A 20,363-nucleotide genomic window follows, 5' to 3' on the forward strand; every position below is an offset into this window, starting at 1 on the left:
ATCAAACTACGCGAGCTGTGATTAGCCCGACGCCAGCAATTACCAACACAACCCCTGCCGCTGTCGTCCAGTGAAAGGGCTCACGAAAAATCAATATCGAAGACAAGGCGACAGTCGCCACCGCCCCCGCAGTCAACACCGGATGCGCCACATTGAGTGGAAGACGAGCCAGCGCAGCGGCATAGAGCAGAAACGCCATGCCATACAGCCCAAGTCCCAGCCAAAAGGGCCAGTTGGTGATTGCCGTCAGTGGATCACTGAGCGACGGAAACTTGCGTGGCGGCATCATTGCCATCTTCACCAGTACGCTGGCAGATGCATTGGAAAGGATGCCCAGAAACAGAATGATCCATTTCATGCTCCATCCTCGACGCTGTCTACACGGTAAGACTTCAACGCTACGCCCAAGGCACGTTCAATAGAGTGCAGATGTGACTCATCCTTGGTGGCAACCATCTCGATCGATACAACATGACCAGGCAAATAACACTTCAAAGCCAACGCCATCTGCGCATGATCGGTGCCGCCATCCCCGAGGGGCAGCAAATCCGGCTCGCTGGCATGCACATGCCCGATCAGTCCGGCACACTCGTTCAGCACCTGCTGGGGGTCTTCGCCGTTGATCGTCAGCGCACCGGTATCCAGTTGCATGCGGATGGCAGGATGATCAATTGCTCTGACCACGGCTGCAGTCTCTGCGCTGGTGGTCATGAAGTTGGCGCCGTAACAGGCTGGATTGGGTTCAAGACAGATCGTCACCCCATTGGAATGAGCGATGTCCCCCAACTGCCTGAAAAAAGGCACAGCCACCGCGAACGCTTGCTCATCGCTCAAACCGCTGCGATCACGATTCTTCGGTGAGCCAAAGACCACTCTGGTAGCACCAAGGCCAGCGCCAATACGGCACACAGCGCTCAAGTGCGTTAACAAATCTTCTTGAGATTGCTGCGAACCAAAGACATTCAAACCGGTTGTACCGAACAACAGCGCCTGCATCCCGGTGATTTCGATGCCTCGCATCGCCCACCAGTCTTTAACCCGGATGATGCCATCGTCCGAAGCCTTGGCGGGCTCGGGAAAGTACTTTCCGGGTGCCACATCGATTGCGTCGACACCATGAAGCCGAAGCAAATCGGCGACGCCTTCGTCTTGCGCGATATCCCACGCAATGTTGGAAATCGCCAGCCTCATGGGTTTACTCCTGGATCGGTTTTCACAGCTAGCGGTTCTGACTGGGCATAGGCACGAACCGCGAGAAGTGTCTCGCGAGCGCTGTATTGATACCGCCCAGCCCCACCGAATACCTGCGCATGCCGGGTCTGCATGTCATAGGTTGCAGCGGGATTCGCGAGGGCGTTGGTGAAAGGTGTGCCGAAGCCCTTCTGCGAAATATCGGCCACACTGACGGGTTGCGCCGTCAGGTGAACCAACTTCAAACCGGCATCGAGCGACAGCTGGATGTCGTGCCAGAGATTGACCATCGGATAGAACTGGAAGACGCCACGACCATCGATCGAATGAAGGTTGTTTTGATTCAAGAAGTCGAAAATGACGTTTTTACGCAGACCAGGCCCCACCAACCCCGGAAGACGCACGATCAGGTAGTTTGCGAAATGGCTTTCAACAAATTCCTCTAGCAATCGGCGGTGCAGACCATAGGCATGCAGACCCGACACATCCACCTGCGTCTCTTCATCAACCCCCATGGAATTGCTGAAAACATCGACTGTGCTGATCAGAATGAAGGTCGTGCACCGGAGGGTCTTGAGATGTGCAATCAGACCGTCGATTTTTTCCCGATCAGCCTCAGGGTCACGGTTGGCGATCCACTTTTGTGCCGGCGCACCAGCACACACAACGGTATCGAACACCTGACCGTCGATATCGCCGATGTTGGTTGAACGATACAGCGACGTGAAGGTTTTCTGCTTCAGCAGCGTACTGCCAACAAACCCTGAAAACCCGATAAGTGCATTAGCCATTCACAACTCCAGACTTGATGGTTTCCTGACTATCGATACACGAGAACTGTTCTGTATCGAGTTTCTCAAGAACATCATAAATATTGTCAATTTTGCCGCCGAGCACCGAGTAACAACCGGGGAGCCCTGCGTGTTTTTCAAAAAGAATCGGCCGCCCATCGTCGCCCTCGTTCTTCACCAGAACGGTTTTGACCTCGAACAACGAGTCAATATGCCTGGCCTCAAGAACGGCCGGGATATAGCGCCCCACATCCCTCACCATTCGATCAACGCGTGAGTCCCGCGGGTAATGGCGAAGTTTCTCATAGGGGTCAACCCCTTGCCGATCAGTCCAATGCAAGTGCGGGGTATACCGCACATGGGACAGGGTATGCAGGTCGCGGGCAGGGAAAGGCATCATCGAGAAAAATGGCCCGTCCATCACCGTAACACCCAGCCCGACAAGGGATGGGGGCATCTGCATCAGGGCCATTTCAGTAATTTCTTGCTTGAGCTCAGCCTTCACCCCGGGAAACTCGCCAGAGAACTGATTGAGACCACTGTAAGTGCAATTGAATACGTAACGACACACGACCTGTTCCAACTGGCCGTTTGGCGTTTTTACTGCCACGCGCAGTGTAGAGTCCGGCCCTCTGGAAATACCGCTCGCTTGGGTTGAACAACGAACCTGGACCCGGCTCTCTTTCAACTCCCGCTCGGCCCAGCCGGCTAGTTTCGTCGAGTCAAACGCGTACTCTTCAACCAGAAACACTTCTTCGATCAGCCTCGGCTCAAAGAGCCCTCGCAACGACGCATCTGCCGGCTGAAAAGCCGCGCCTATCTCCCGGCAGAACCGTTCAAACTGCCTGGCGGTGACCTTGGAGTTGCGTCGGGCAATGGCATAGAGCTTGGTAAAGTCTTGCTTGACCGCATCAGGCCAGTCTCGCACGAACTTCGGCAGGTTGACCCTGCTGCGATAAGCCGTCGTGAAACTGCGCGGATAGTGATAGCCGTTATGTACCCGTGCCTGATTGCTATAAGAAGCACGCCTCAACAGTGCAGGCTCACTCTCAAGCAACAGGACACGTTTGAGCCCACGCTGTCTGGCGAGATAGATCGAAATGGCGGCGCCATAAAACCCACCACCAATCACAACGGCATCAAAATCTGTGGTGACGCCCAACATCAGACGTTTTGCTCGCGTGGCATCGTGTCGCTATCAACCGTAGGCGAACGGACCTCTTCGATGTTGAGCTTTTCATGGCGAGTCATGCGGGCACTGGTGAACTCCTGACCGACATGATACTGCGGTCCTTCGTTCGACAAGCTCGCCATGTTCAAGATGTACTCCCCTAGTACCAGGAGAACCAGAGAGATCAGGAAGAACATACCCGATTGTTGCAGCGAAAAACTGACCCAGCCTGGGGCTACATCCGTTTTGAACAAACCGATCGCAAGCACGTAGACGCTGTATAGCAGATTGGCTACGGCACCGAACAACGACAGCGAAGTCACTAGCCGCATGGGGGCTCGGGTGGTCGATACCAGCAGTCGCATGCCACGGTCGATGCTGTCCCCCAGTCGCTTCGGGCCACAGGCCTTCGGTTTTGCGCTGTAGCTCAGGTAAGCACGGGCAAAGCCGCCCGTTGCGGGAAGGTGCCGGTAGGTCATGGCTGGCTGAGGATGCTGAAGGATGAAGTTGATGACTCGCTTGCTGATAATGCGGTACTGCGGCGCTTCCCTGGCAAGGTGAACACCATTGAACCAGTTATAGAGCCAATGGAACACCGCGTAAGCGCTACGATAGGCTCTGCTTTGCGCGGGTTTCTGCTGGTTGTTCGCAAACACCACATCAGCACCGCGAACCGCCTGCTCAAGCATTTCAGGGATAAAGCCAATGTCATCGGACAGCGGATCGATCACGGCCACGAAGTCACCCAGCGCGTTTTCCAGACCAACCCACGACGCGGTATCAGTGTCGACCTCTTTGGTCAGCGCGTAGACCTGCAAGTTGGCGAGCCCGCTCTCGCCTGCCAGTCGCTTGAGGAGCGAAATACTATCGTCGTCAGACGCGTTATCGATAACGATCAACTCGTAATCGCTGACGGTCAGGGCGACAGCAGAAGCCGCGTCTGCCAGTATTTTTTCGATTCCTTGCGACTGATTGCGAACGACAAAAACCACAGACAAAAAGCACGGAAAGAAGGCCATTCACAATCCCTTTAAACAAAAATCAAGCGATCACAGGAGGAGGCTTTGTGATGCCGCCAAGAGTAAAAATGCTGATTCTACCCCATCTCCGGGCCAACACCACCTGCCACTCACATCAGCCAAGGGCATACGTCGAAGTCGACTGATGTCCAAAACTCGTCTGGAGATTCCAGAAAGGCCTCTTCACCTCCTTTCTGGTAGGCGACTTTCAACAAATGATAAGATTCAAGATCTAAAAAACGGATCAATAAAATGTCGCCAGTAACGTCATCAGCCAGGGACTACATCGCCTGTGGAGCTCTGTTTTGCAACGTTCTCTGTTTACCTTCAGAGCCCCGGCTATTTGTTGTGGGTGACTCATTCGTAAAATGGGAACTTGCAAAAGCCATTTCCCAACACGGCTTTGGCTAACCTTACAACGAATTATCTTTCACCAACTGGCACCCGAACTTCCCAATAGTTTAAATGGCAGCCACATTAAAACCAAACGGAAGTATGTTTTTATTCTCTGCACCGCAATAAACTCTCACTTGGCACGATGGAGCGCTTACGAAATATATTTCCTAACGTGGCAAATGGAGAGCCTTACTACTCAAGAATCAGCCTTTTCCTCCAACGCTCCCGCATTAAATAAACAGGCTATAAAGATGAGCGGAGTGTACGCAAGTAATATTCCGAGCATTTCGTTCAGCAATCCCAGCCCAACAAAAATCGAAATTGGCACCAACCAAACAAGATTAATGACGACAACCCCAAGCGTTACGACTCGATGGCTCTTGAAACGACGGGATGCATACTGATAGGCGTGGCTGCGATGCGCCTGAGAAACTTTGTCTCCACGCATCAAACGTCGCAGCAACGTCCAGGTAGCATCAACAATGAAAACTCCGAGCAGAATCAACCAACTCCAAAGCAACTCCGGCGCAGTCCAAGCCGCATGGAGCGCTAAACCACCGAGAATGAAGCCTAGAAATCCACTGCCCGCATCTCCCATAAAGATGCGCGCGGGAGGAAAATTCCAGCATAGAAACCCGGCCACCGCTCCAGCCAAAACGAACGGAACCCATATCAGGTTGGCGTAACCACCAAGCCAATACAACGCACATGCCCCCAGACATACACATATGGCCTCAGCGCTGGCCAAGCCATCAATCCCGTCCATAAAATTGTAGAGGTTCAGCATCCAGACAAGGTAAATCAGCGCGAGAACATTGCCAAACCAGCCCAAGTCAATCGCCGTACCAAAAAATGAAATGGATGCGAGGCCATTAAGCCAGTACAGCGCCCAGCCAGCTGCAATGAAATGCCCCAAGAGCCGCCATCTAGCAGCAATATGACCATGATCATCGGCGAAGCCTATAAGCGCGACCAAAACTCCCGAGCCCAGTAATCCTGTAAGCAAAGGCATACCAAGCAGACCCAGAGCAGCCAACATCGGCAGCGCCCCTGCAAATGCCACCACAATAGCCACCCCGCCTCCGCGAGGCGTAGGTACAGTATGGGAACTGCGCTCGTTTGGTATGTCCATTAAACTCTTGGCCAAGGCATAACGACGTAAGACATAGGTCAGCAACCAGGAACTTGCGAGCACAGCAGATAGCAACAACCAAAAAGTCATTTCGTTAACTTATCCAGATAATGGTCGGCGGTTTTGCGTAAAGCTTTATCCACACTTACCGAAGGACGCCAATTCAAAACATCACATGTCTTGCTAATATCAACCTGCAACGAGCTGCACAAACGCTGAACAACTGCTTTTTTACCCAGGAGTGAAGCACTTAAACTCAATACAAAATCAGGTATCGGGAGCAGCCATGCTTTCGTGCCTAAGGCGTGAGCCATGCGCCGAAGCAACAAAGTTGTAGATAGGTCCTCACCATCACTAACCAGAAAGATATTATTCGCCGCCGAAGGATGATCGATACAGGTCACAATGAGATCCACAAGGTTCTCAAGCGCCACCAGACTGCGTTGATTATTAATGGCCCCCAATGGCAACGGTATGTTTCGGTGCAGCCAACTCATCATGCATAAAAAATTGGCTTTCACCCCCGGGCCATACACGAGTGGCGGTCTGATAATAACAACCTCCATTTCTGTGCTCAGGCCAATCTGCTTCAAAGCATCTTCAGCTTCTTGTTTCGAGACTCCGTACGGATCTACAGGTGCTGGAGGATCGTCAGCCTTAAAAGAACTCCGTGGTGCGGTACTTTCGCCATTAACCTTGATTGAGCTGATAAAAATGAATCGTTTCACCCCTGACTCGGCAGCTTTCTGGGCGAGCCTAACGGTTCCGTCCACATTAACTTTGCGAAATTCCGAAAGAGAGTCCGTTGAGGTTTCGTTCATCACATGCACTCGAGCCGCGGCATGGATCACTACTTGAACGTCATTCAGGGCCGGCGATGCAGCTGTGTCAGTAAGGTCGAAAGGGACTACCCGGCACAAACCAAGCAATCGTGTAACACTGCGCACGGCGGCAACCGGGGTGAATTTTTTATCGAGTAAAAGCCGGAAGACCAATGCCTCACCAACGAACCCGTTCGCCCCCGTCACCAAAACTTGTGGGCCTTTCATTTAGTCCTCTTTCCAACAACTGCAGTGGTACAACAGATAAAAAAGAAGAACACTTTATCGCGGAACCGTCGCCGGCATATCCAGGCGCTAAAGGCAAGCTTCAATAACTGCCTGTGTCCTAATTCCAGCCAGGTTTCAACAAAAGGTTCTCTGCTCTGGCCCACCAATGAAGCAATCAATCGCACTTGAGTAAACCACCAGCCGTCATGAATCGTTTTATATCGGGCAATCAAAGGAGCCAATCCAGTATTAGCCCCTACTTGATTACTATCATGCTGGCGATACAGCATGGATGGAACCGGGTCGATGAACCATTTGTATTGGTGACTTCGGGCAAAGGCGTAACAGTACCAGTCATGCAAACTGACTTCCTGTAATCGCTGCCAATTGGCAAGCATGGAGTCCTTCAGCGAGTCCGCCAATCTCTTGCTCAACACATAAGTACAACCCGGCCCAGCAGCCTCAAACAAAAAATCCCAGGTAACTTGCGGTTGCGCCTTGTCCAACAAATGTGTTTTACCGTCCGACCAGAAAGCCGTTACATTACTTGAATACGCATCAAATTCACGTGTCAGCAAAGCCTGGGTGGCCCGCTCGAGCTTGTCCGAGTGCCAAATGTCATCCTGATCAGAGAACGCGATGAAGTCATAACCCTCGAAATCGACATCACGAATGAGACGGAAGAAATTGCGTGCTGCGCCACCGAAATTGCCGGCAGCCGGTAGCAAAACCACATCGCTGCGTTCAGCGAAGAAGCTAGCGCACCAGGCTTCGGTGCCGTCTGTCGAAGGATCAACACTTATATAGACGGTAACATCTACCGCTGACTGACTTAGGATCGAGGCGATCTGCTCTTCGATCCACCGCATTCCATTGTACGCAGCCAGCAAAACTGCTACCTGTGGATATTTTACTGGCATGCCAATCCTGCTTGCATTGGTTTAACACTTCAAATCGAAAAGAGGACGCTCACAGGTCAGTGGAAACACTAGCCCAACAACCTCTGCAGGTACTGACCATAGCCAGTCTTCTTGAGACGCTCTGCCTGAGCACCCAATTGCTCTGGGGTAATCCAGCCATTGTTGTAAGCAATCTCTTCCAGGCAAGCCACTTTCAGTCCCTGACGCTGTTCGATAGTGCGCACAAAGTGACTGGCTTCAAGTAAAGACTCATGAGTACCGGTGTCGAGCCAGGCGAAACCGCGACCAAGAATTTCGACGTTCAGAGCATTCTGGTCAAGATAGGCGCGGTTGACGTCAGTAATTTCCAGCTCGCCGCGTGGGGACGGCTTGATGCTCTTGGCGATCTCAACGACCTTGTTGTCGTAGAAGTAAAGGCCAGTCACCACGTAGTTGGATTTTGGCTTCAACGGTTTCTCTTCAATGCTCAGTGCACGACCGGCTTTGTCGAACTCAACAACACCGAAGCGCTCCGGATCGGAAACGTGGTAGCCAAATACAGTAGCGCCATGCTGTTGAGAGCTGGCGGAACGCAGGTTATCCGAGAAGTGCTGACCGTAGAAGATGTTGTCACCGAGGATCAGACAGCAAGGATTCTCGCCGATGAACTCTTCACCAATGATGAAGGCTTGCGCCAAACCATCCGGGCTAGGTTGTTCGGCGTAGGTCAGCTTGATGCCGTACAGGCTGCCGTCACCCAGCAACTTGCGGAAACATGGCAAGTCTTCAGGCGTGGAGATAATCAGGACTTCACGCATGCCCGCAAGCATCAGCACTGAAAGCGGATAAAAGATCATCGGCTTGTCGTAGATCGGCAGCATCTGCTTGGACACACCGAGGGTTAACGGATGCAAGCGCGTACCCGAACCACCGGCGAGGATGATGCCTTTACGATTGGTCGTGGTCATTTATTCAGAACCTCCCTAAGCATTCGGGTTACGCCACTTTGCCAATCCGGCAAGTGTAGAGAAAAATTGTCACGCAGCTTCTGAGTATTCAAACGCGAATTCAAAGGGCGGCGCGCCGGTGTTGGATAAGCGATCGTTTCAATCGGATTGATCGCCGTGACGGCAAGCTGCTCACCGTTGGCTTGAGCGAAGTCGATCACATGGCTAGCATAGCCGTGCCAGGACACTTCGCCACTGGCCGCCAAGTGATACAAGCCCGACAGCTCGGGACGTTGCAGAACTTGCTGAATGGCCAACGCGGTCACATCGGCAATCAGGTCTGCACCCGTCGGGGCTCCGATCTGGTCGGCGATGACGCTAAAGGTTTCGCGATCCTTGGCCAGATGCAGCATGGTCTTGGCGAAGTTTTTGCCGCGGGCGCCATAGACCCAACTGGTACGGAAGATCAGATGCTTGCAGCCCGACGCGGTAATAGCCCGCTCACCAGCCAGTTTGCTGGTGCCGTAGTGATTCACCGGGGCGACTGCATCTGACTCTCGCCACGGCGCTGAACCCAGGCCGCTGAAGACGTAGTCGGTCGAGTAGTGAATCAGCCACGCACCCAGGGTCGTGGCCTCCTCGGCCATGACTCGGCTTGCCTGACCGTTCACACGGTCAGCCAATCCAGTCTCGGACTCGGCTTTATCGACGGCGGTGTAGGCCGCAGCGTTGACGATGACGTCAGGTTTGACCTGGCGGATCGTCGCGCGCAAGGCGTCGAGATCGGACAGATCGCCACACAAACCATCGACAACATGTCGGTCCAACGCGATCAACTCGCCAAGCGGTGCGAGGGAGCGCTGCAGCTCCCAGCCCACTTGGCCGTTTTTTCCAAGCAGCAGGATTTTCATGCTTTGTTCGAACGATCTGCGTAGTTCTGATCGATCCACTGCTGATAGCTGCCGCTCTTCACGTGAGCGACCCATTCAGTATTGGCGAGGTACCACTCGACCGTTTTGCGGATGCCGGTTTCAAAGGTTTCTTCCGGCGTCCAACCCAGTTCACGCTGGATTTTGCTGGCGTCGATCGCGTAGCGCTGGTCATGGCCCGGGCGATCCTGAACATAGGTGATCAGGCTGGCATGTGGACGGTGAGCAGAATCGGGACGCAGTTCGTCGAGCAGCGCGCACAGGGTATGCACCACTTCGATGTTTTGCTTTTCGTTATGGCCACCGATGTTGTACGTCTCGCCGAGAACGCCTTCGGTCACGACTTTGTACAGTGCGCGGGCGTGATCTTCGACGTAGAGCCAGTCGCGGACCTGATTACCTTTGCCGTAGACCGGCAGCGGCTTGCCTTCCAGAGCATTGAGAATGATCAGCGGGATCAACTTCTCGGGGAAGTGGCACGGACCGTAGTTGTTCGAGCAGTTGGTGACCAAGGTCGGCAAGCCGTAAGTACGGCTCCAGGCGCGAACCAGGTGATCGGAACTGGCTTTGCTGGCGGAGTATGGCGAGCTTGGCTGATACGGCGTGGTTTCGGTGAAGAGGTCTTCCGGACCTTCGAGGTCTCCGTAAACTTCGTCAGTCGAAATATGGTGAAAGCGGAAGGTGGCTTTACGCGCACCATCCAGCGCCGCCCAATAGTGGCGTGCAGCTTCCAGCAGGGTGTAAGTGCCGATGATGTTGGTCTGGATGAATTCAGACGGGCCAGAGATCGAGCGATCAACGTGGGACTCTGCGGCCAGGTGCATGATCGCATCCGGTTGGTGTTCACGCAGGACACGGTCGACCTGATCGCGGTCGCAGATGTCGACGCGCTCGAACACATACCGCGAGTTTTGGCTAACTTCGGCCAATGACTCAAGGTTACCGGCGTAAGTAAGCTTATCGACGTTAACGACAGCATCGGCAGTGTTGGAGATGATATGACGGATGACCGCCGAGCCGATAAACCCGGCGCCGCCGGTTACTAGAATTCTCACGCGAAGCCATACCCTTGAGCTACTGACAGGGCCGCCAACCGAGCACTGTCTAATCCATGAATGCAGAAGCCATCAAGTCAGCTGAGGCCTCTGACAGAGTCAGTTTGAACCGACGTGGGCATATGCCACTATCGGACAAGCGCAGCATTTTACAGCTTAATGACGGTTTTACTAATGGATATAGACAAGCCGTGGCTAAAGTTTAGTGCGCCTTGCGCGTCATGTCGCAATCAGACAAGGCGCTTGCGTGAGACTCTGGACGTACGCCCCAGAAACCAGCCAAGAATCGGCCCGATAACCATCCCAATCAACAATGCAACAACTATGATCAGCGATACCGGTAGTTGCGGCCCCGTCCAACCCAGGAACAGTAGGGAAACCGATTGTTGATTCTCGAGAACGAACGCGAGGATTGCCAAAACCAGCAACAGGACGAATACGGCGAGCAGTACGCGCTTGAGGTTACGCATGAGCGGTTCCTTGAACTGCGGCGGCCGTCAAAGCCCTTCCTCCTCGTCCTCGTTCACACGATCGCGCAATTCTTTGCCTGGCTTGAAATGCGGCACGAATTTGCCGTCGAGGCTGACGGACTGACCGGTTTTTGGATTGCGACCTACGCGCGGCGCGCGATAGTGCAAAGAGAAGCTGCCAAACCCACGGATCTCGATGCGATCACCGGTGGCCAGACATTGGGACATTTGTTCAAGCATGGTCTTGATGGCCAGCTCCACATCCTTGGATGAGAGCAGCCCTTGATGGGTGACAATTCGTTCGATCAACTCCGACTTCGTCATATTTTTCCCTTCTTTTTCAAGCAGCTAGATCAGCGCTTCAAAGGTTTTAGCACGCCCGGATGAATTTGAACAGCCCGAGTTTTTGACATACTCCACCCGCAATGAGATGCCCTCTTCCAGAGCAGCGGAACACTGATCGTGCACTCACGCACTCATCTACAGATAACCAGCATGGTGCGCGTCAGATAGCCCGCAGGATTGAAGCCAAAGGGGTACTCATCCTCGTCTTTGGCATCATCGGACCTGACCACAACTTTGTAGCCCGCCGCCTTGCACTCCTTGTTCGCTCGCTTGTGACACTTCTCCCATCCCGATCCCAGTCCGGAACAATCGATCTCGATGCCACTGACCCCACGCACCGCGCGAGTCTTGGCACTAGTAGTGCAACCCGCCAATGCCAGTACTGCTATTACGACAATGAGCTTGTTCATTCGCTTCCTTAGGCCGGGCACGCCGCCCGACTGTCGTTCGCTTCAGGCTAGAGACTAGCTGTAAATAAACGATTGATCCTGTTAAAGAAAGAGACAGTTAGGGAGGAACAATGGTTCATCGTTGGATGTGAGGTAGCAAAAAATCAAGATCAAAAGATCGCAGCCTTCGGCAGCTCCTACAAGTGATCATGTATGTCCTGAGCGGTGCGTTCGCCGAATTCCGCCCACAAAAAAAAGGGCGACCGAAGTCGCCCTTTTTCTATGGTCTGACAGAACTTAGTTCTGTTTTTCCATTTGTGCACGCAACAGGTCGCCCAGAGTGGTAGGACCAGCAGCAGGAGCATCCGAAGCTGGCTTGTCGCGCAGGCTTTGGATTGCTTCTTTCTCTTCTTCAACGTCTTTCGACTTGATGGAGAGCTGGATTACACGGCTCTTGCGGTCAACGCTGATGATCTTGGCTTCTACTTCTTCGCCTTCTTTCAGAACGTTGCGCGCGTCTTCAACGCGGTCACGGCTGATTTCGGAGGCTTTCAGAGTCGCTTCGATATCGTCGGCCAGAGTGATGATGGCGCCTTTAGCGTCAACTTCTTTCACGATGCCTTTAACGATTGCGCCTTTGTCGTTCTCTTGAACGTACTCGGAGAACGGATCGCTTTCCAGTTGCTTGATACCCAGGGAGATACGCTCGCGCTCTGGGTCAACCGACAGGATAACGGTGTCCAGCTCGTCGCCCTTCTTGAAGCGGCGAACGGCTTCTTCGCCCACTTCGTTCCAGGAGATGTCGGACAGGTGAACCAGACCGTCGATGCCGCCGTCCAGACCAATGAAGATACCGAAATCGGTGATCGACTTGATGGTGCCGGAGATTTTATCGCCCTTGTTGAACTGGCCAGAGAAATCTTCCCATGGGTTAGATTTGCACTGCTTGATGCCGAGGGAGATACGACGACGCTCTTCGTCGATGTCCAGAACCATAACTTCCACTTCGTCGCCGACTTGTACGACTTTCGAAGGGTGGATGTTCTTGTTGGTCCAGTCCATTTCGGAAACGTGTACCAGGCCTTCAACGCCTTCTTCCAGCTCAGCGAAGCAGCCGTAGTCGGTCAGGTTGGTTACACGAGCGGTAACGCGGGTGCTTTCTGGGTAACGGGCTTTGATAGCAACCCATGGATCTTCGCCCAGTTGCTTGAGGCCCAGGGAAACACGATTGCGTTCGCGATCGTACTTCAGAACCTTGACATCGATCTCGTCGCCAACGTTGACGATTTCGGAAGGATGCTTGATACGCTTCCAAGCCATGTCGGTAATGTGCAGCAGGCCATCGACGCCACCCAGATCGACGAATGCGCCGTAATCGGTGAGGTTCTTGACGATACCTTTGACTTGTTGGCCTTCCTGCAGGGATTCCAGCAGAGCTTCACGCTCAGCGGAGTTCTCGGCTTCGAGGACGCTACGACGGGAAACGACAACGTTGTTGCGTTTCTGGTCAAGCTTGATGACCTTGAATTCCAGCTCTTTGCCTTCCAGGTGCGTGGTGTCGCGCACTGGACGAACGTCAACCAGAGAACCTGGCAGGAACGCACGGATGCCGTTAACGTCGACAGTGAAGCCGCCTTTAACCTTACCGTTGATAACGCCCTTGACCACTTCTTCGGCTGCGAAGGCTGCTTCCAGAACAATCCAGCATTCAGCGCGCTTGGCTTTTTCACGGGACAGCTTGGTTTCACCAAAGCCGTCTTCAACCGAGTCCAGAGCAACGTGAACTTCGTCACCGACGTTGATAGTCAGTTCGCCAGCATCGTTGTAGAACTGCTCAAGCGGGATGAGTGCTTCAGACTTCAGGCCAGCGTGAACGGTTACCCAGCGAGCTTGGTAATCGATATCAACGATAACACCGGTGATGATGGAGCCTGCCTGAAGGTTCAGGGTTTTTAGGCTTTCTTCAAAGAGTTCCGCAAAGCTTTCGCTCATTTTAATTCCTGTTGAATAAGGGCGAAGGATACGCCCATCTCCACATCCCAGACGACGTGGGTTATGTTCATTAGAAGAAGCACCGCAAGACTATGACTGGTCCCCTGTGGCGCTTCTTGGTCACCCGGCGATATCGCGAATGGCGATCTCACTCATGATGCGTTCCAGCACCTGATCGATGGATAATTCCGTGGAATCCAGCTGTATGGCGTCAGCCGCCGGTTTGAGCGGGGCTACCGCTCGCTGGGTGTCACGCTCATCGCGTGCACGTATCTCATCTAGCAGACTCGACAGACTAACACCATCGACTTTGCCCTTCAACTGCAAGTATCGACGGCGAGCACGCTCCTCGGCACTGGCAGTCAGGAATATCTTCAGCGGCGCATCGGGGAAAACCACCGTGCCCATGTCGCGACCATCGGCTACCAGACCCGGCGGCTCCTGAAACGCCCGCTGGCGCTGCAGCAAGGCGTCGCGCACCGCCGGCAGAGCGGCCACTTGCGAGGCCCATGCACCGACTTGTTCATTGCGCAAATCATCAGTGACATCGTCACCTTCGAGAATGATTCGTTGCGGATGACCTTCGGTCGCGCCGACGAACTGCACGTCCAGATGAGCGGCCAGCAGCTTCAGCGACTCTTCATTGGTCAGATCGACCCCATGGTTACGCGCCGCGAATGCCAGCAGACGGTACAGCGCACCGGAATCCAGCAGGCACCAGCCCAGACGCTTGGCCAGAATCCCGGCAATAGTGCCCTTGCCCGAACCGCTAGGCCCGTCGATGGTGATGACCGGTGGCTTGATAATCACGACTGAGCCTCTTGTGCAACACGGATACCGACCTGCGCGCACAGCGCGAGGAAGTTCGGGAACGACGTCGCGACGTTGGCGCAATCATGGATGCGGATCGGTGCAGTGGCGCGCAGCGAAGCAACGCTGAAGGCCATCGCAATCCGGTGATCGCCGTGGCCATGCACTTCGCCGCCGCCGATCTGGCCGCCGTCGATAATGATGCCGTCCGGGGTCGGTTCGCATTTGACGCCTAGTGCCAGCAAGCCGTCAGCCATGACCTGAATCCGGTCCGACTCCTTGACCCGCAGCTCTTCAGCGCCACGCAGGATGGTGCGCCCTTCGGCACAAGCGGCGGCCACGAACAGCACCGGGAATTCGTCGATGGCCAGCGGAACCAGCGCTTCGGGAATCTCGATACCCTTGAGTTTAGCTGCACGTACGCGCAGATCCGCCACCGGCTCGCCGCCGACTTCACGCTGGTTTTCCAGGGTGATGTCAGCGCCCATCAGACGCAGAATGTCGATCACGCCGGTACGGGTCGGGTTGATGCCGACGTGCTCGAGCACCAACTCCGAACCTTCGGCGATCGATGCGGCCACCAGGAAGAACGCCGACGACGAAATGTCACCCGGCACTTCAATGTGGGTCGCGGTCAGTTTGTGGCCGGACTCGACCGAAGCGGTCGCACCGTTGACGGTGACCGGGTAGCCGAAGCCACGCAGCATGCGCTCGGTGTGGTCGCGGGTTGGCGCCGGCTCGGTGACGGTGGTCTTGCCTTCGGCGTACAAACCCGCCAGCAGCAGGCAGGACTTAACCTGAGCGCTGGCCATAGGCATGGTGTAGGTCAGGCCTTTGAGCTTATTGCCGCCACGAATGGTCATCGGTGGACGACCTTCAGCAGCGGTCTCGATCACGGCGCCCATTTCACGCAGCGGATTGGCCACGCGATTCATCGGACGCTTGGACAGCGAAGCATCGCCCGTCAGCGTGCTGTCGAAGTTCTGCGCAGCCAACAGGCCAGACAGCAGACGCATCGACGTGCCGGAGTTGCCCAGATAGATCGGGCCCGGCGCAGGCTTCAAGCCATGCAGGCCGACGCCGTGAATGGTCACCCGACCGTGGTGCGGACCTTCGATCACGACGCCCATGTCACGGAAGGCTTGCAAGGTTGCCAGGGCATCTTCGCCCTCGAGGAAACCTTCCACTTCGGTGACGCCTTCAGCCAGGGAGCCGAGCATGATCGAACGGTGGGAAATCGATTTGTCGCCCGGTACACGAATCCGCCCAGTCAGGCGGCCACCAGGTTGTGCCAGGAAAATCAGGTCGTTGGAGTTCATAGCGTCCACATAGGCCCGGCGGGCCAGGATTTTACTGAAATGCTCGCGGGCAACCCGGGCGCGAGTGAACACGCCCAACAATTGGTGCCCATCCCCTGCATCGACCGCGTCGCGCAAGGCGTCGAGGTCGCTGCGAAATGTATCGAGTGTGCGCAGGACAGCTTCGCGATTGGCGAGGAAGATGTCGTGCCACATGACCGGGTCGCTACCCGCAATTCTTGTGAAATCGCGGAAACCGCCCGCAGCGTACCGGAAGATCTCAAGGTTTTCATTGCGCTTGGCCAACGAATCGACCAAACCGAACGCCAACAAGTGCGGCAAATGGCTGGTCGCCGCCAACACTTCGTCGTGACGTTCAACCTGCATGTGCTCGACATCGGCGCCCAATTCGCGCCACAAACGGTCGACCACTGCCAGCGCTGCCGGATCAGTTTGATCCAGCGGCGTCAGGATCACTTTATGGCGGCGGAACAGCTCGGCGTTGGAGGCTTCCACCCCGCTCTGCTCTGAACCGGCAATCGGATGCCCCGGCACGAAACGCGAAGGCATGCCGCCAAACGCTTCGGTTGCCGCACGCACCACATTGCCCTTGGCGCTGCCGACGTCGGTCAGAATCGCTTGCCCCAGGTCCATGGCGGCCAATCGGCCGAGCATTTTTTCCATGGCAAGGATTGGCACGGCGAGTTGAATGACGTCGGCGCCCTGGCAAGCAACGGCCAGGTCTTCTTCGCAGCGATCCACCACGCCCAACTCAACCGCCAGCTTGCGCGACTGCGGGTCGAGATCGACCCCGATCACTTCGCGGCACAGGCCGCTTTCACGCAAACCCTTGGCAAACGAACCGCCGATCAGCCCCAGACCAACCACCACCAGGCGACCGATCATAGGTTCAGCAGATGGCAGTGCAGTGACATCAACCACGAGCCAGAACCTTGGTCAGCGCTTCGAGGAAGCGGCTGTTTTCTGCCGGCAGACCGATGGTGATGCGCAAGTGGTTCGGCATGCCGTAGTTGGCCACCGGACGCACGATTACGCCTTCGCGCAGCAAACCCTGGAAGACCGGCGCCGCCACTTGCCCCAGATCGACGCAGATGAAGTTGCCCTTGGACGGAATCCAGCTTAACCCCAGCTCACGAAAACCCGCTTGCAGTTGCTGCATGCCGGATTCGTTCAGGCGACGGCTTTCAGCCAGGTACTCGGTGTCTTGCAGCGCAGCGCACGCAGCGGCCAGGGCCAGGCTGTTGACGTTGAACGGCTGACGCACACGGTTCAGCACGTCCGCGACCACCGCAGTGGACAAGCCATAACCGACCCGCAACGCCGCCAGGCCGTAGGCCTTGGAGAACGTGCGCGAAACCAGAAGGTTCGGATAGGCCGCGAGGTAGTCCAGACCATCCGGCAAGTCGCTGCCTTCGGCGTATTCGATGTAGGCCTCGTCCAGCACCACCAGCACGTGTTCCGGTACATCCTGCAGGAATTCGTCCAGCGCCTCGGCGTCGAACCAAGTCCCGGTCGGGTTGTTCGGGTTGGCGATGAACACCACACGGGTATTGGCATCGATCGCGGCCAGCATGGCCGACAGATCATGGCCCCAGTCTTTGGCCGGGATCACTTTTGCCTGGGCGCCAACGGCTTGGGTCACGATCGGATAGACCGCAAACGCGTGCTCGCTGAACACGGCATTCAAACCCGGCGCCAGATAGGCACGCGCAACCAGTTCCAGAAGGTCGTTGGAACCGTTGCCCAACGTCACCTGATTGAGTTCGACGCGGCACTGATCGGCCAGCAGGGTCTTGAGCGCAAAACCGTTGCCATCCGGATAACGGGTCAGCTCGGCCAGCGCTTCGTGAATGGCTGCCAGCGCCTTGGGACTGGCGCCCAACGGATTTTCGTTGCTGGCCAGTTTGACGATGCTGGCCGGATCGATGTTCAGCTCGCGCGCCAGTTCGTCCCCGGGCTTGCCGGGAACGTAAGGCGAAAGTTGTTGCACGCCCGGCTGTGCCAGAGCGAGGAAGTCACCACTCATTTGCTACCGCCCTTAGAGAACTGCTTTCGGGTAGGAACCCAGCACTTTGAGTGCCACTGCTTCCTGACTGATCTTTTCCAGCACACCTTTTATCAGCGGATCGCGGTGGTGGCCGACAAAGTCGATGAAGAACACGTAAGTCCATTTACCGCTACGCGACGGACGCGTCTCGATTCGCGTCAGGTCGATGCCGTTGTCGTGGAACGGCACCAGCAACTCGTGAAGTGCGCCGGGCTTGTTGCTCATGGAGACGATGATCGAGGTCTTGTCGTCGCCGGTCGGTGGCACTTCCTGGCTGCCGATCATCAGGAATCGCGTGGAGTTGTCCGGGCGATCCTCGATTTTCTCGGCCAGACGGGTCAGCCCGTACAAGCCTGCGGCCATGTCGCCGGCAATCGCCGCCGAATTCCACTCACCCTTGACCCGCTTGGCCGCTTCGGCGTTGCTGGACACCGCCACGCGCTCGACATTCGGGTAATGCGCGTCCAGCCATTTACGGCACTGGGCCAGGGACTGGGCGTGGGAATAGATGCGGCTGATGCTGTCGGTCTTGGTGTTTTCACCGACCAACAGGTGGTGGTGAATCCGCAGCTCGACTTCACCACAGATCACCATGTCGTGTTCGAGGAAGCTGTCGAGGGTGTGGTTGACCGCGCCTTCGGTGGAGTTCTCCACCGGGACCACGCCAAAGTTAACCGCACCGGCCGCTACTTCGCGGAACACTTCGTCGATCGCCGCCATCGGCTTGCTGATCACCGCGTGGCCGAAGTGCTTCATGGCCGCCGCTTGGGTGAAGGTGCCTTCAGGGCCGAGGTACGCCACTTTCAGCGGTTGCTCGAGAGCCAGGCACGAGGACATGATTTCGCGGAACAAACGCGCCATCTCTTCATTGCCCAGCGGCCCCTGGTTACGCTCCATCACACGCTTGAGCACCTGAGCTTCACGCTCAGGACGATAGAACACCGGCACTTCGCCTTCGGCCAGCGAGGCCATCTTTACGCGCGCAACTTCCTGGGCGCAGCGTGCGCGCTCACTGATCAGCTCCATGACCTTGGTGTCCAGAGCATCAATGCGAACGCGCAGTGCCTTGAGTTCTTGCTCAGACATTAACCGTGTTCCTTCTCGAACTCTGCCATGTACGAAATCAGTGCGTTGACCGCAACGATGTCGACGGCGTTATAGATGGAGGCACGCATGCCACCCACGGAACGGTGACCCTTGAGGTTCAACAGGCCACGTTCTTCGGCACCGGCCAGGAATGGCTTGTCGAGACGGTCGTCCGCCAGGCGGAACGGCACGTTCATCCACGAGCGATCCGACTTGTTGATCGGGTTGCTGTACAAACCGCTGGCGTCGATGAAGGCGTACAGCGTGCGCTGTTTAACGTCGTTGAGCTTGCCGATGGCTTCAACACCACCCTGCTCCTTCATCCACTCGAATACCAGACCCGAGAGGTACCAGGCCAGGGTTGGCGGGGTGTTGTACATCGAGCCGTTGTCGGCCGCGACCTTGTAGTTGAGCATGGTCGGGCACAGGGAACGGGCGTGACCCAGCAGGTCTTCGCGAACGATGTTCACGACGATGCCGCTCGGGCCGATGTTTTTCTGGGCACCGGCGTAGATCATGCCGAAGCGCGAGACATCCATCGGACGCGAAAGAATGTCCGAGGACATGTCGGCGACCAGAGGGACATCACCGGTTTCCGGGATCCACTGGAACTCAAGGCCGCCAATGGTTTCGTTCGGCGCGTAGTGAACGTAGGCCGCGTCTTTGGACAGGTTCCATTCGTTCTGGCCGGGAATAGCGAAATAGTCGTAAGGCTTGGCGGTTGCGGCAACGTTGACGTGGCCGTAACGCGAGGCTTCTTCGATGGCTTTCTGCGACCAGATACCGGTGTCGATATAGTCGGCGGTCCCGCTTTCCGGCAACAGGTTCAGAGGGATCTGAGCAAATTGCTGGCTGGCGCCACCTTGCAGAAACAGCACTTTATAGTTCGAGGGGATGTTCAGCAGATCACGCAGATCCTGCTCGGCCTTGGTGGCGATGGACACGAATTCATCACTGCGATGACTCATTTCCATGACCGACAGGCCTTTGCCGTGCCAATCAAGGAGTTCACCCTGAGCGCGCTTCAGAACAGCTTCAGGAAGCGCCGCAGGACCGGCACAGAAGTTATAGGCTCTCTTGCTCACATCCAATCTCGCTCTGATTTGGTGGTATCACGCAATAAATAATCAGCGACACAGACCTTATTTGGAACAAGCTTTTGTGGGAGCTGGCTTGCCTGCGATTGCATCACCGCGGTGCACAAGACACACCGCAGCGCCTGCATCGCGGGCAAGCCCGGCTCCCACAAAAGCCCTTTCACACAGGATCTTCGTGGGTGTCGATATTTTCAACAGGGACAAACAACAAGGGGGCGAATTTTCATCC

The 20,363-nt window shown here is 55.6% G+C and carries 20 protein-coding genes; all 20 read right to left on the reverse strand.

Annotation, left to right across the window (positions count from 1 at the left end):
• Position 1: 1 nt before the first annotated feature.
• The 20 genes from ACYZTU_RS20180 to serC all read right to left on the reverse strand — a co-directional run bounded on the left by ACYZTU_RS20180 (position 2) and on the right by serC (position 20,122).
• Positions 2 to 358, reverse strand: a complete 357-nt coding sequence (locus ACYZTU_RS20180; protein ID WP_401278752.1) for a DMT family transporter — start codon at positions 356 to 358, stop codon at positions 2 to 4.
• Positions 355 to 1,191 carry a sugar phosphate isomerase/epimerase family protein gene (locus tag ACYZTU_RS20185; RefSeq protein ID WP_461964979.1) on the reverse strand — a complete coding sequence of 279 codons (837 nt, stop codon included), beginning with the start codon at positions 1,189 to 1,191 and terminating at the stop codon, positions 355 to 357. Before ACYZTU_RS20185 ends, ACYZTU_RS20180 begins: the two co-directional genes overlap by 4 nt.
• Positions 1,188 to 1,982, reverse strand: coding sequence for an NAD-dependent epimerase/dehydratase family protein (locus ACYZTU_RS20190; RefSeq protein ID WP_461964981.1), 795 nt, complete (start codon positions 1,980 to 1,982; stop codon positions 1,188 to 1,190). The genes ACYZTU_RS20185 and ACYZTU_RS20190 overlap by 4 nt, the downstream gene beginning before the upstream one ends.
• Complete coding sequence (locus ACYZTU_RS20195; protein WP_461964983.1) at positions 1,975 to 3,147, reverse strand: FAD-dependent oxidoreductase; 1,173 nt, start codon at positions 3,145 to 3,147, stop codon at positions 1,975 to 1,977. Before ACYZTU_RS20195 ends, ACYZTU_RS20190 begins: the two co-directional genes overlap by 8 nt.
• The gene (locus ACYZTU_RS20200) at positions 3,147 to 4,172 is read right to left on the reverse strand and encodes a glycosyltransferase (protein ID WP_461964985.1); all 1,026 of its coding nucleotides are present in this window, start codon (positions 4,170 to 4,172) and stop codon (positions 3,147 to 3,149) included. The genes ACYZTU_RS20195 and ACYZTU_RS20200 overlap by 1 nt, the downstream gene beginning before the upstream one ends.
• Positions 4,173 to 4,764: 592 nt before the next feature.
• Complete coding sequence (locus ACYZTU_RS20205; protein ID WP_461964987.1) at positions 4,765 to 5,790, reverse strand: MraY family glycosyltransferase; 1,026 nt, start codon at positions 5,788 to 5,790, stop codon at positions 4,765 to 4,767.
• A complete protein-coding gene (locus ACYZTU_RS20210) occupies positions 5,787 to 6,749 on the reverse strand; it encodes a UDP-glucose 4-epimerase family protein (RefSeq protein ID WP_461964989.1) in 963 nt (320 codons plus the stop codon). Before ACYZTU_RS20210 ends, ACYZTU_RS20205 begins: the two co-directional genes overlap by 4 nt.
• A complete protein-coding gene (locus ACYZTU_RS20215; protein ID WP_461964991.1) occupies positions 6,746 to 7,669 on the reverse strand; it encodes a glycosyltransferase in 924 nt (307 codons plus the stop codon). The genes ACYZTU_RS20210 and ACYZTU_RS20215 overlap by 4 nt, the downstream gene beginning before the upstream one ends.
• Before the next feature lie 68 nt (positions 7,670 to 7,737).
• The gene (gene rfbA / locus ACYZTU_RS20220; protein WP_461964993.1) at positions 7,738 to 8,616 is read right to left on the reverse strand and encodes a glucose-1-phosphate thymidylyltransferase RfbA; all 879 of its coding nucleotides are present in this window, start codon (positions 8,614 to 8,616) and stop codon (positions 7,738 to 7,740) included.
• Positions 8,613 to 9,506, reverse strand: coding sequence for a dTDP-4-dehydrorhamnose reductase (gene rfbD, locus ACYZTU_RS20225; RefSeq protein ID WP_461964995.1), 894 nt, complete (start codon positions 9,504 to 9,506; stop codon positions 8,613 to 8,615). Before rfbD ends, rfbA begins: the two co-directional genes overlap by 4 nt.
• Positions 9,503 to 10,579, reverse strand: a complete 1,077-nt coding sequence (rfbB, locus tag ACYZTU_RS20230; RefSeq protein ID WP_461964997.1) for a dTDP-glucose 4,6-dehydratase — start codon at positions 10,577 to 10,579, stop codon at positions 9,503 to 9,505. The genes rfbD and rfbB overlap by 4 nt, the downstream gene beginning before the upstream one ends.
• Positions 10,580 to 10,809: 230 nt before the next feature.
• Positions 10,810 to 11,049 (reverse strand): LapA family protein, encoded by a 240-nt coding sequence (locus tag ACYZTU_RS20235; RefSeq protein ID WP_461964999.1) that lies wholly within the window; start codon positions 11,047 to 11,049, stop codon positions 10,810 to 10,812.
• Between the two features lie 27 nt (positions 11,050 to 11,076).
• A complete protein-coding gene (gene ihfB / locus ACYZTU_RS20240) occupies positions 11,077 to 11,373 on the reverse strand; it encodes an integration host factor subunit beta (protein WP_003369729.1) in 297 nt (98 codons plus the stop codon).
• Between the two features lie 152 nt (positions 11,374 to 11,525).
• Positions 11,526 to 11,804, reverse strand: a complete 279-nt coding sequence (locus ACYZTU_RS20245) for a hypothetical protein (RefSeq protein WP_461965001.1) — start codon at positions 11,802 to 11,804, stop codon at positions 11,526 to 11,528.
• Positions 11,805 to 12,080: 276 nt separating this feature from the next.
• Positions 12,081 to 13,775 (reverse strand): 30S ribosomal protein S1, encoded by a 1,695-nt coding sequence (rpsA, locus tag ACYZTU_RS20250; RefSeq protein ID WP_213939899.1) that lies wholly within the window; start codon positions 13,773 to 13,775, stop codon positions 12,081 to 12,083.
• Positions 13,776 to 13,895: 120 nt separating this feature from the next.
• Positions 13,896 to 14,585, reverse strand: coding sequence for a (d)CMP kinase (cmk, locus tag ACYZTU_RS20255; protein WP_059406801.1), 690 nt, complete (start codon positions 14,583 to 14,585; stop codon positions 13,896 to 13,898).
• The gene (locus ACYZTU_RS20260; protein WP_461971118.1) at positions 14,582 to 16,789 is read right to left on the reverse strand and encodes a bifunctional prephenate dehydrogenase/3-phosphoshikimate 1-carboxyvinyltransferase; all 2,208 of its coding nucleotides are present in this window, start codon (positions 16,787 to 16,789) and stop codon (positions 14,582 to 14,584) included. Before ACYZTU_RS20260 ends, cmk begins: the two co-directional genes overlap by 4 nt.
• 28 nt (positions 16,790 to 16,817) lie before the next feature.
• The gene (hisC, locus tag ACYZTU_RS20265) at positions 16,818 to 17,930 is read right to left on the reverse strand and encodes a histidinol-phosphate transaminase (protein ID WP_461965003.1); all 1,113 of its coding nucleotides are present in this window, start codon (positions 17,928 to 17,930) and stop codon (positions 16,818 to 16,820) included.
• Between the two features lie 12 nt (positions 17,931 to 17,942).
• Positions 17,943 to 19,037 carry a prephenate dehydratase gene (pheA, locus tag ACYZTU_RS20270; protein ID WP_045060590.1) on the reverse strand — a complete coding sequence of 365 codons (1,095 nt, stop codon included), beginning with the start codon at positions 19,035 to 19,037 and terminating at the stop codon, positions 17,943 to 17,945.
• Positions 19,037 to 20,122, reverse strand: coding sequence for a 3-phosphoserine/phosphohydroxythreonine transaminase (gene serC / locus ACYZTU_RS20275; RefSeq protein WP_461965005.1), 1,086 nt, complete (start codon positions 20,120 to 20,122; stop codon positions 19,037 to 19,039). Before serC ends, pheA begins: the two co-directional genes overlap by 1 nt.
• Positions 20,123 to 20,363: the final 241 nt, after the last annotated feature.

The sequence above is a fragment of the Pseudomonas sp. HLT2-19-2 genome (genome assembly GCF_054898005.1).

Excerpts from the sequence above, each read along its gene's own strand:
- ACYZTU_RS20180 (WP_401278752.1), bottom strand. The coding sequence starts at position 358 with ATGAAATGGATCATTCTGTTTCTGGGCATCCTTTCCAATGCATCTGCC.
- ACYZTU_RS20185 (WP_461964979.1), bottom strand. The coding sequence starts at position 1,191 with ATGAGGCTGGCGATTTCCAACATTGCGTGGGATATCGCGCAAGACGAA.
- ACYZTU_RS20190 (WP_461964981.1), bottom strand. The coding sequence starts at position 1,982 with ATGGCTAATGCACTTATCGGGTTTTCAGGGTTTGTTGGCAGTACGCTG.
- ACYZTU_RS20195 (WP_461964983.1), bottom strand. The coding sequence starts at position 3,147 with ATGTTGGGCGTCACCACAGATTTTGATGCCGTTGTGATTGGTGGTGGG.
- ACYZTU_RS20200 (WP_461964985.1), bottom strand. The coding sequence starts at position 4,172 with ATGGCCTTCTTTCCGTGCTTTTTGTCTGTGGTTTTTGTCGTTCGCAAT.
- ACYZTU_RS20205 (WP_461964987.1), bottom strand. The coding sequence starts at position 5,790 with ATGACTTTTTGGTTGTTGCTATCTGCTGTGCTCGCAAGTTCCTGGTTG.
- ACYZTU_RS20210 (WP_461964989.1), bottom strand. The coding sequence starts at position 6,749 with ATGAAAGGCCCACAAGTTTTGGTGACGGGGGCGAACGGGTTCGTTGGT.
- ACYZTU_RS20215 (WP_461964991.1), bottom strand. The coding sequence starts at position 7,669 with ATGCCAGTAAAATATCCACAGGTAGCAGTTTTGCTGGCTGCGTACAAT.
- rfbA (WP_461964993.1), bottom strand. The coding sequence starts at position 8,616 with ATGACCACGACCAATCGTAAAGGCATCATCCTCGCCGGTGGTTCGGGT.
- rfbD (WP_461964995.1), bottom strand. The coding sequence starts at position 9,506 with ATGAAAATCCTGCTGCTTGGAAAAAACGGCCAAGTGGGCTGGGAGCTG.
- ACYZTU_RS20235 (WP_461964999.1), bottom strand. The coding sequence starts at position 11,049 with ATGCGTAACCTCAAGCGCGTACTGCTCGCCGTATTCGTCCTGTTGCTG.
- ihfB (WP_003369729.1), bottom strand. The coding sequence starts at position 11,373 with ATGACGAAGTCGGAGTTGATCGAACGAATTGTCACCCATCAAGGGCTG.
- ACYZTU_RS20245 (WP_461965001.1), bottom strand. The coding sequence starts at position 11,804 with ATGAACAAGCTCATTGTCGTAATAGCAGTACTGGCATTGGCGGGTTGC.
- rpsA (WP_213939899.1), bottom strand. The coding sequence starts at position 13,775 with ATGAGCGAAAGCTTTGCGGAACTCTTTGAAGAAAGCCTAAAAACCCTG.
- ACYZTU_RS20260 (WP_461971118.1), bottom strand. The coding sequence starts at position 16,789 with ATGATCGGTCGCCTGGTGGTGGTTGGTCTGGGGCTGATCGGCGGTTCG.
- hisC (WP_461965003.1), bottom strand. The coding sequence starts at position 17,930 with ATGAGTGGTGACTTCCTCGCTCTGGCACAGCCGGGCGTGCAACAACTT.
- pheA (WP_045060590.1), bottom strand. The coding sequence starts at position 19,037 with ATGTCTGAGCAAGAACTCAAGGCACTGCGCGTTCGCATTGATGCTCTG.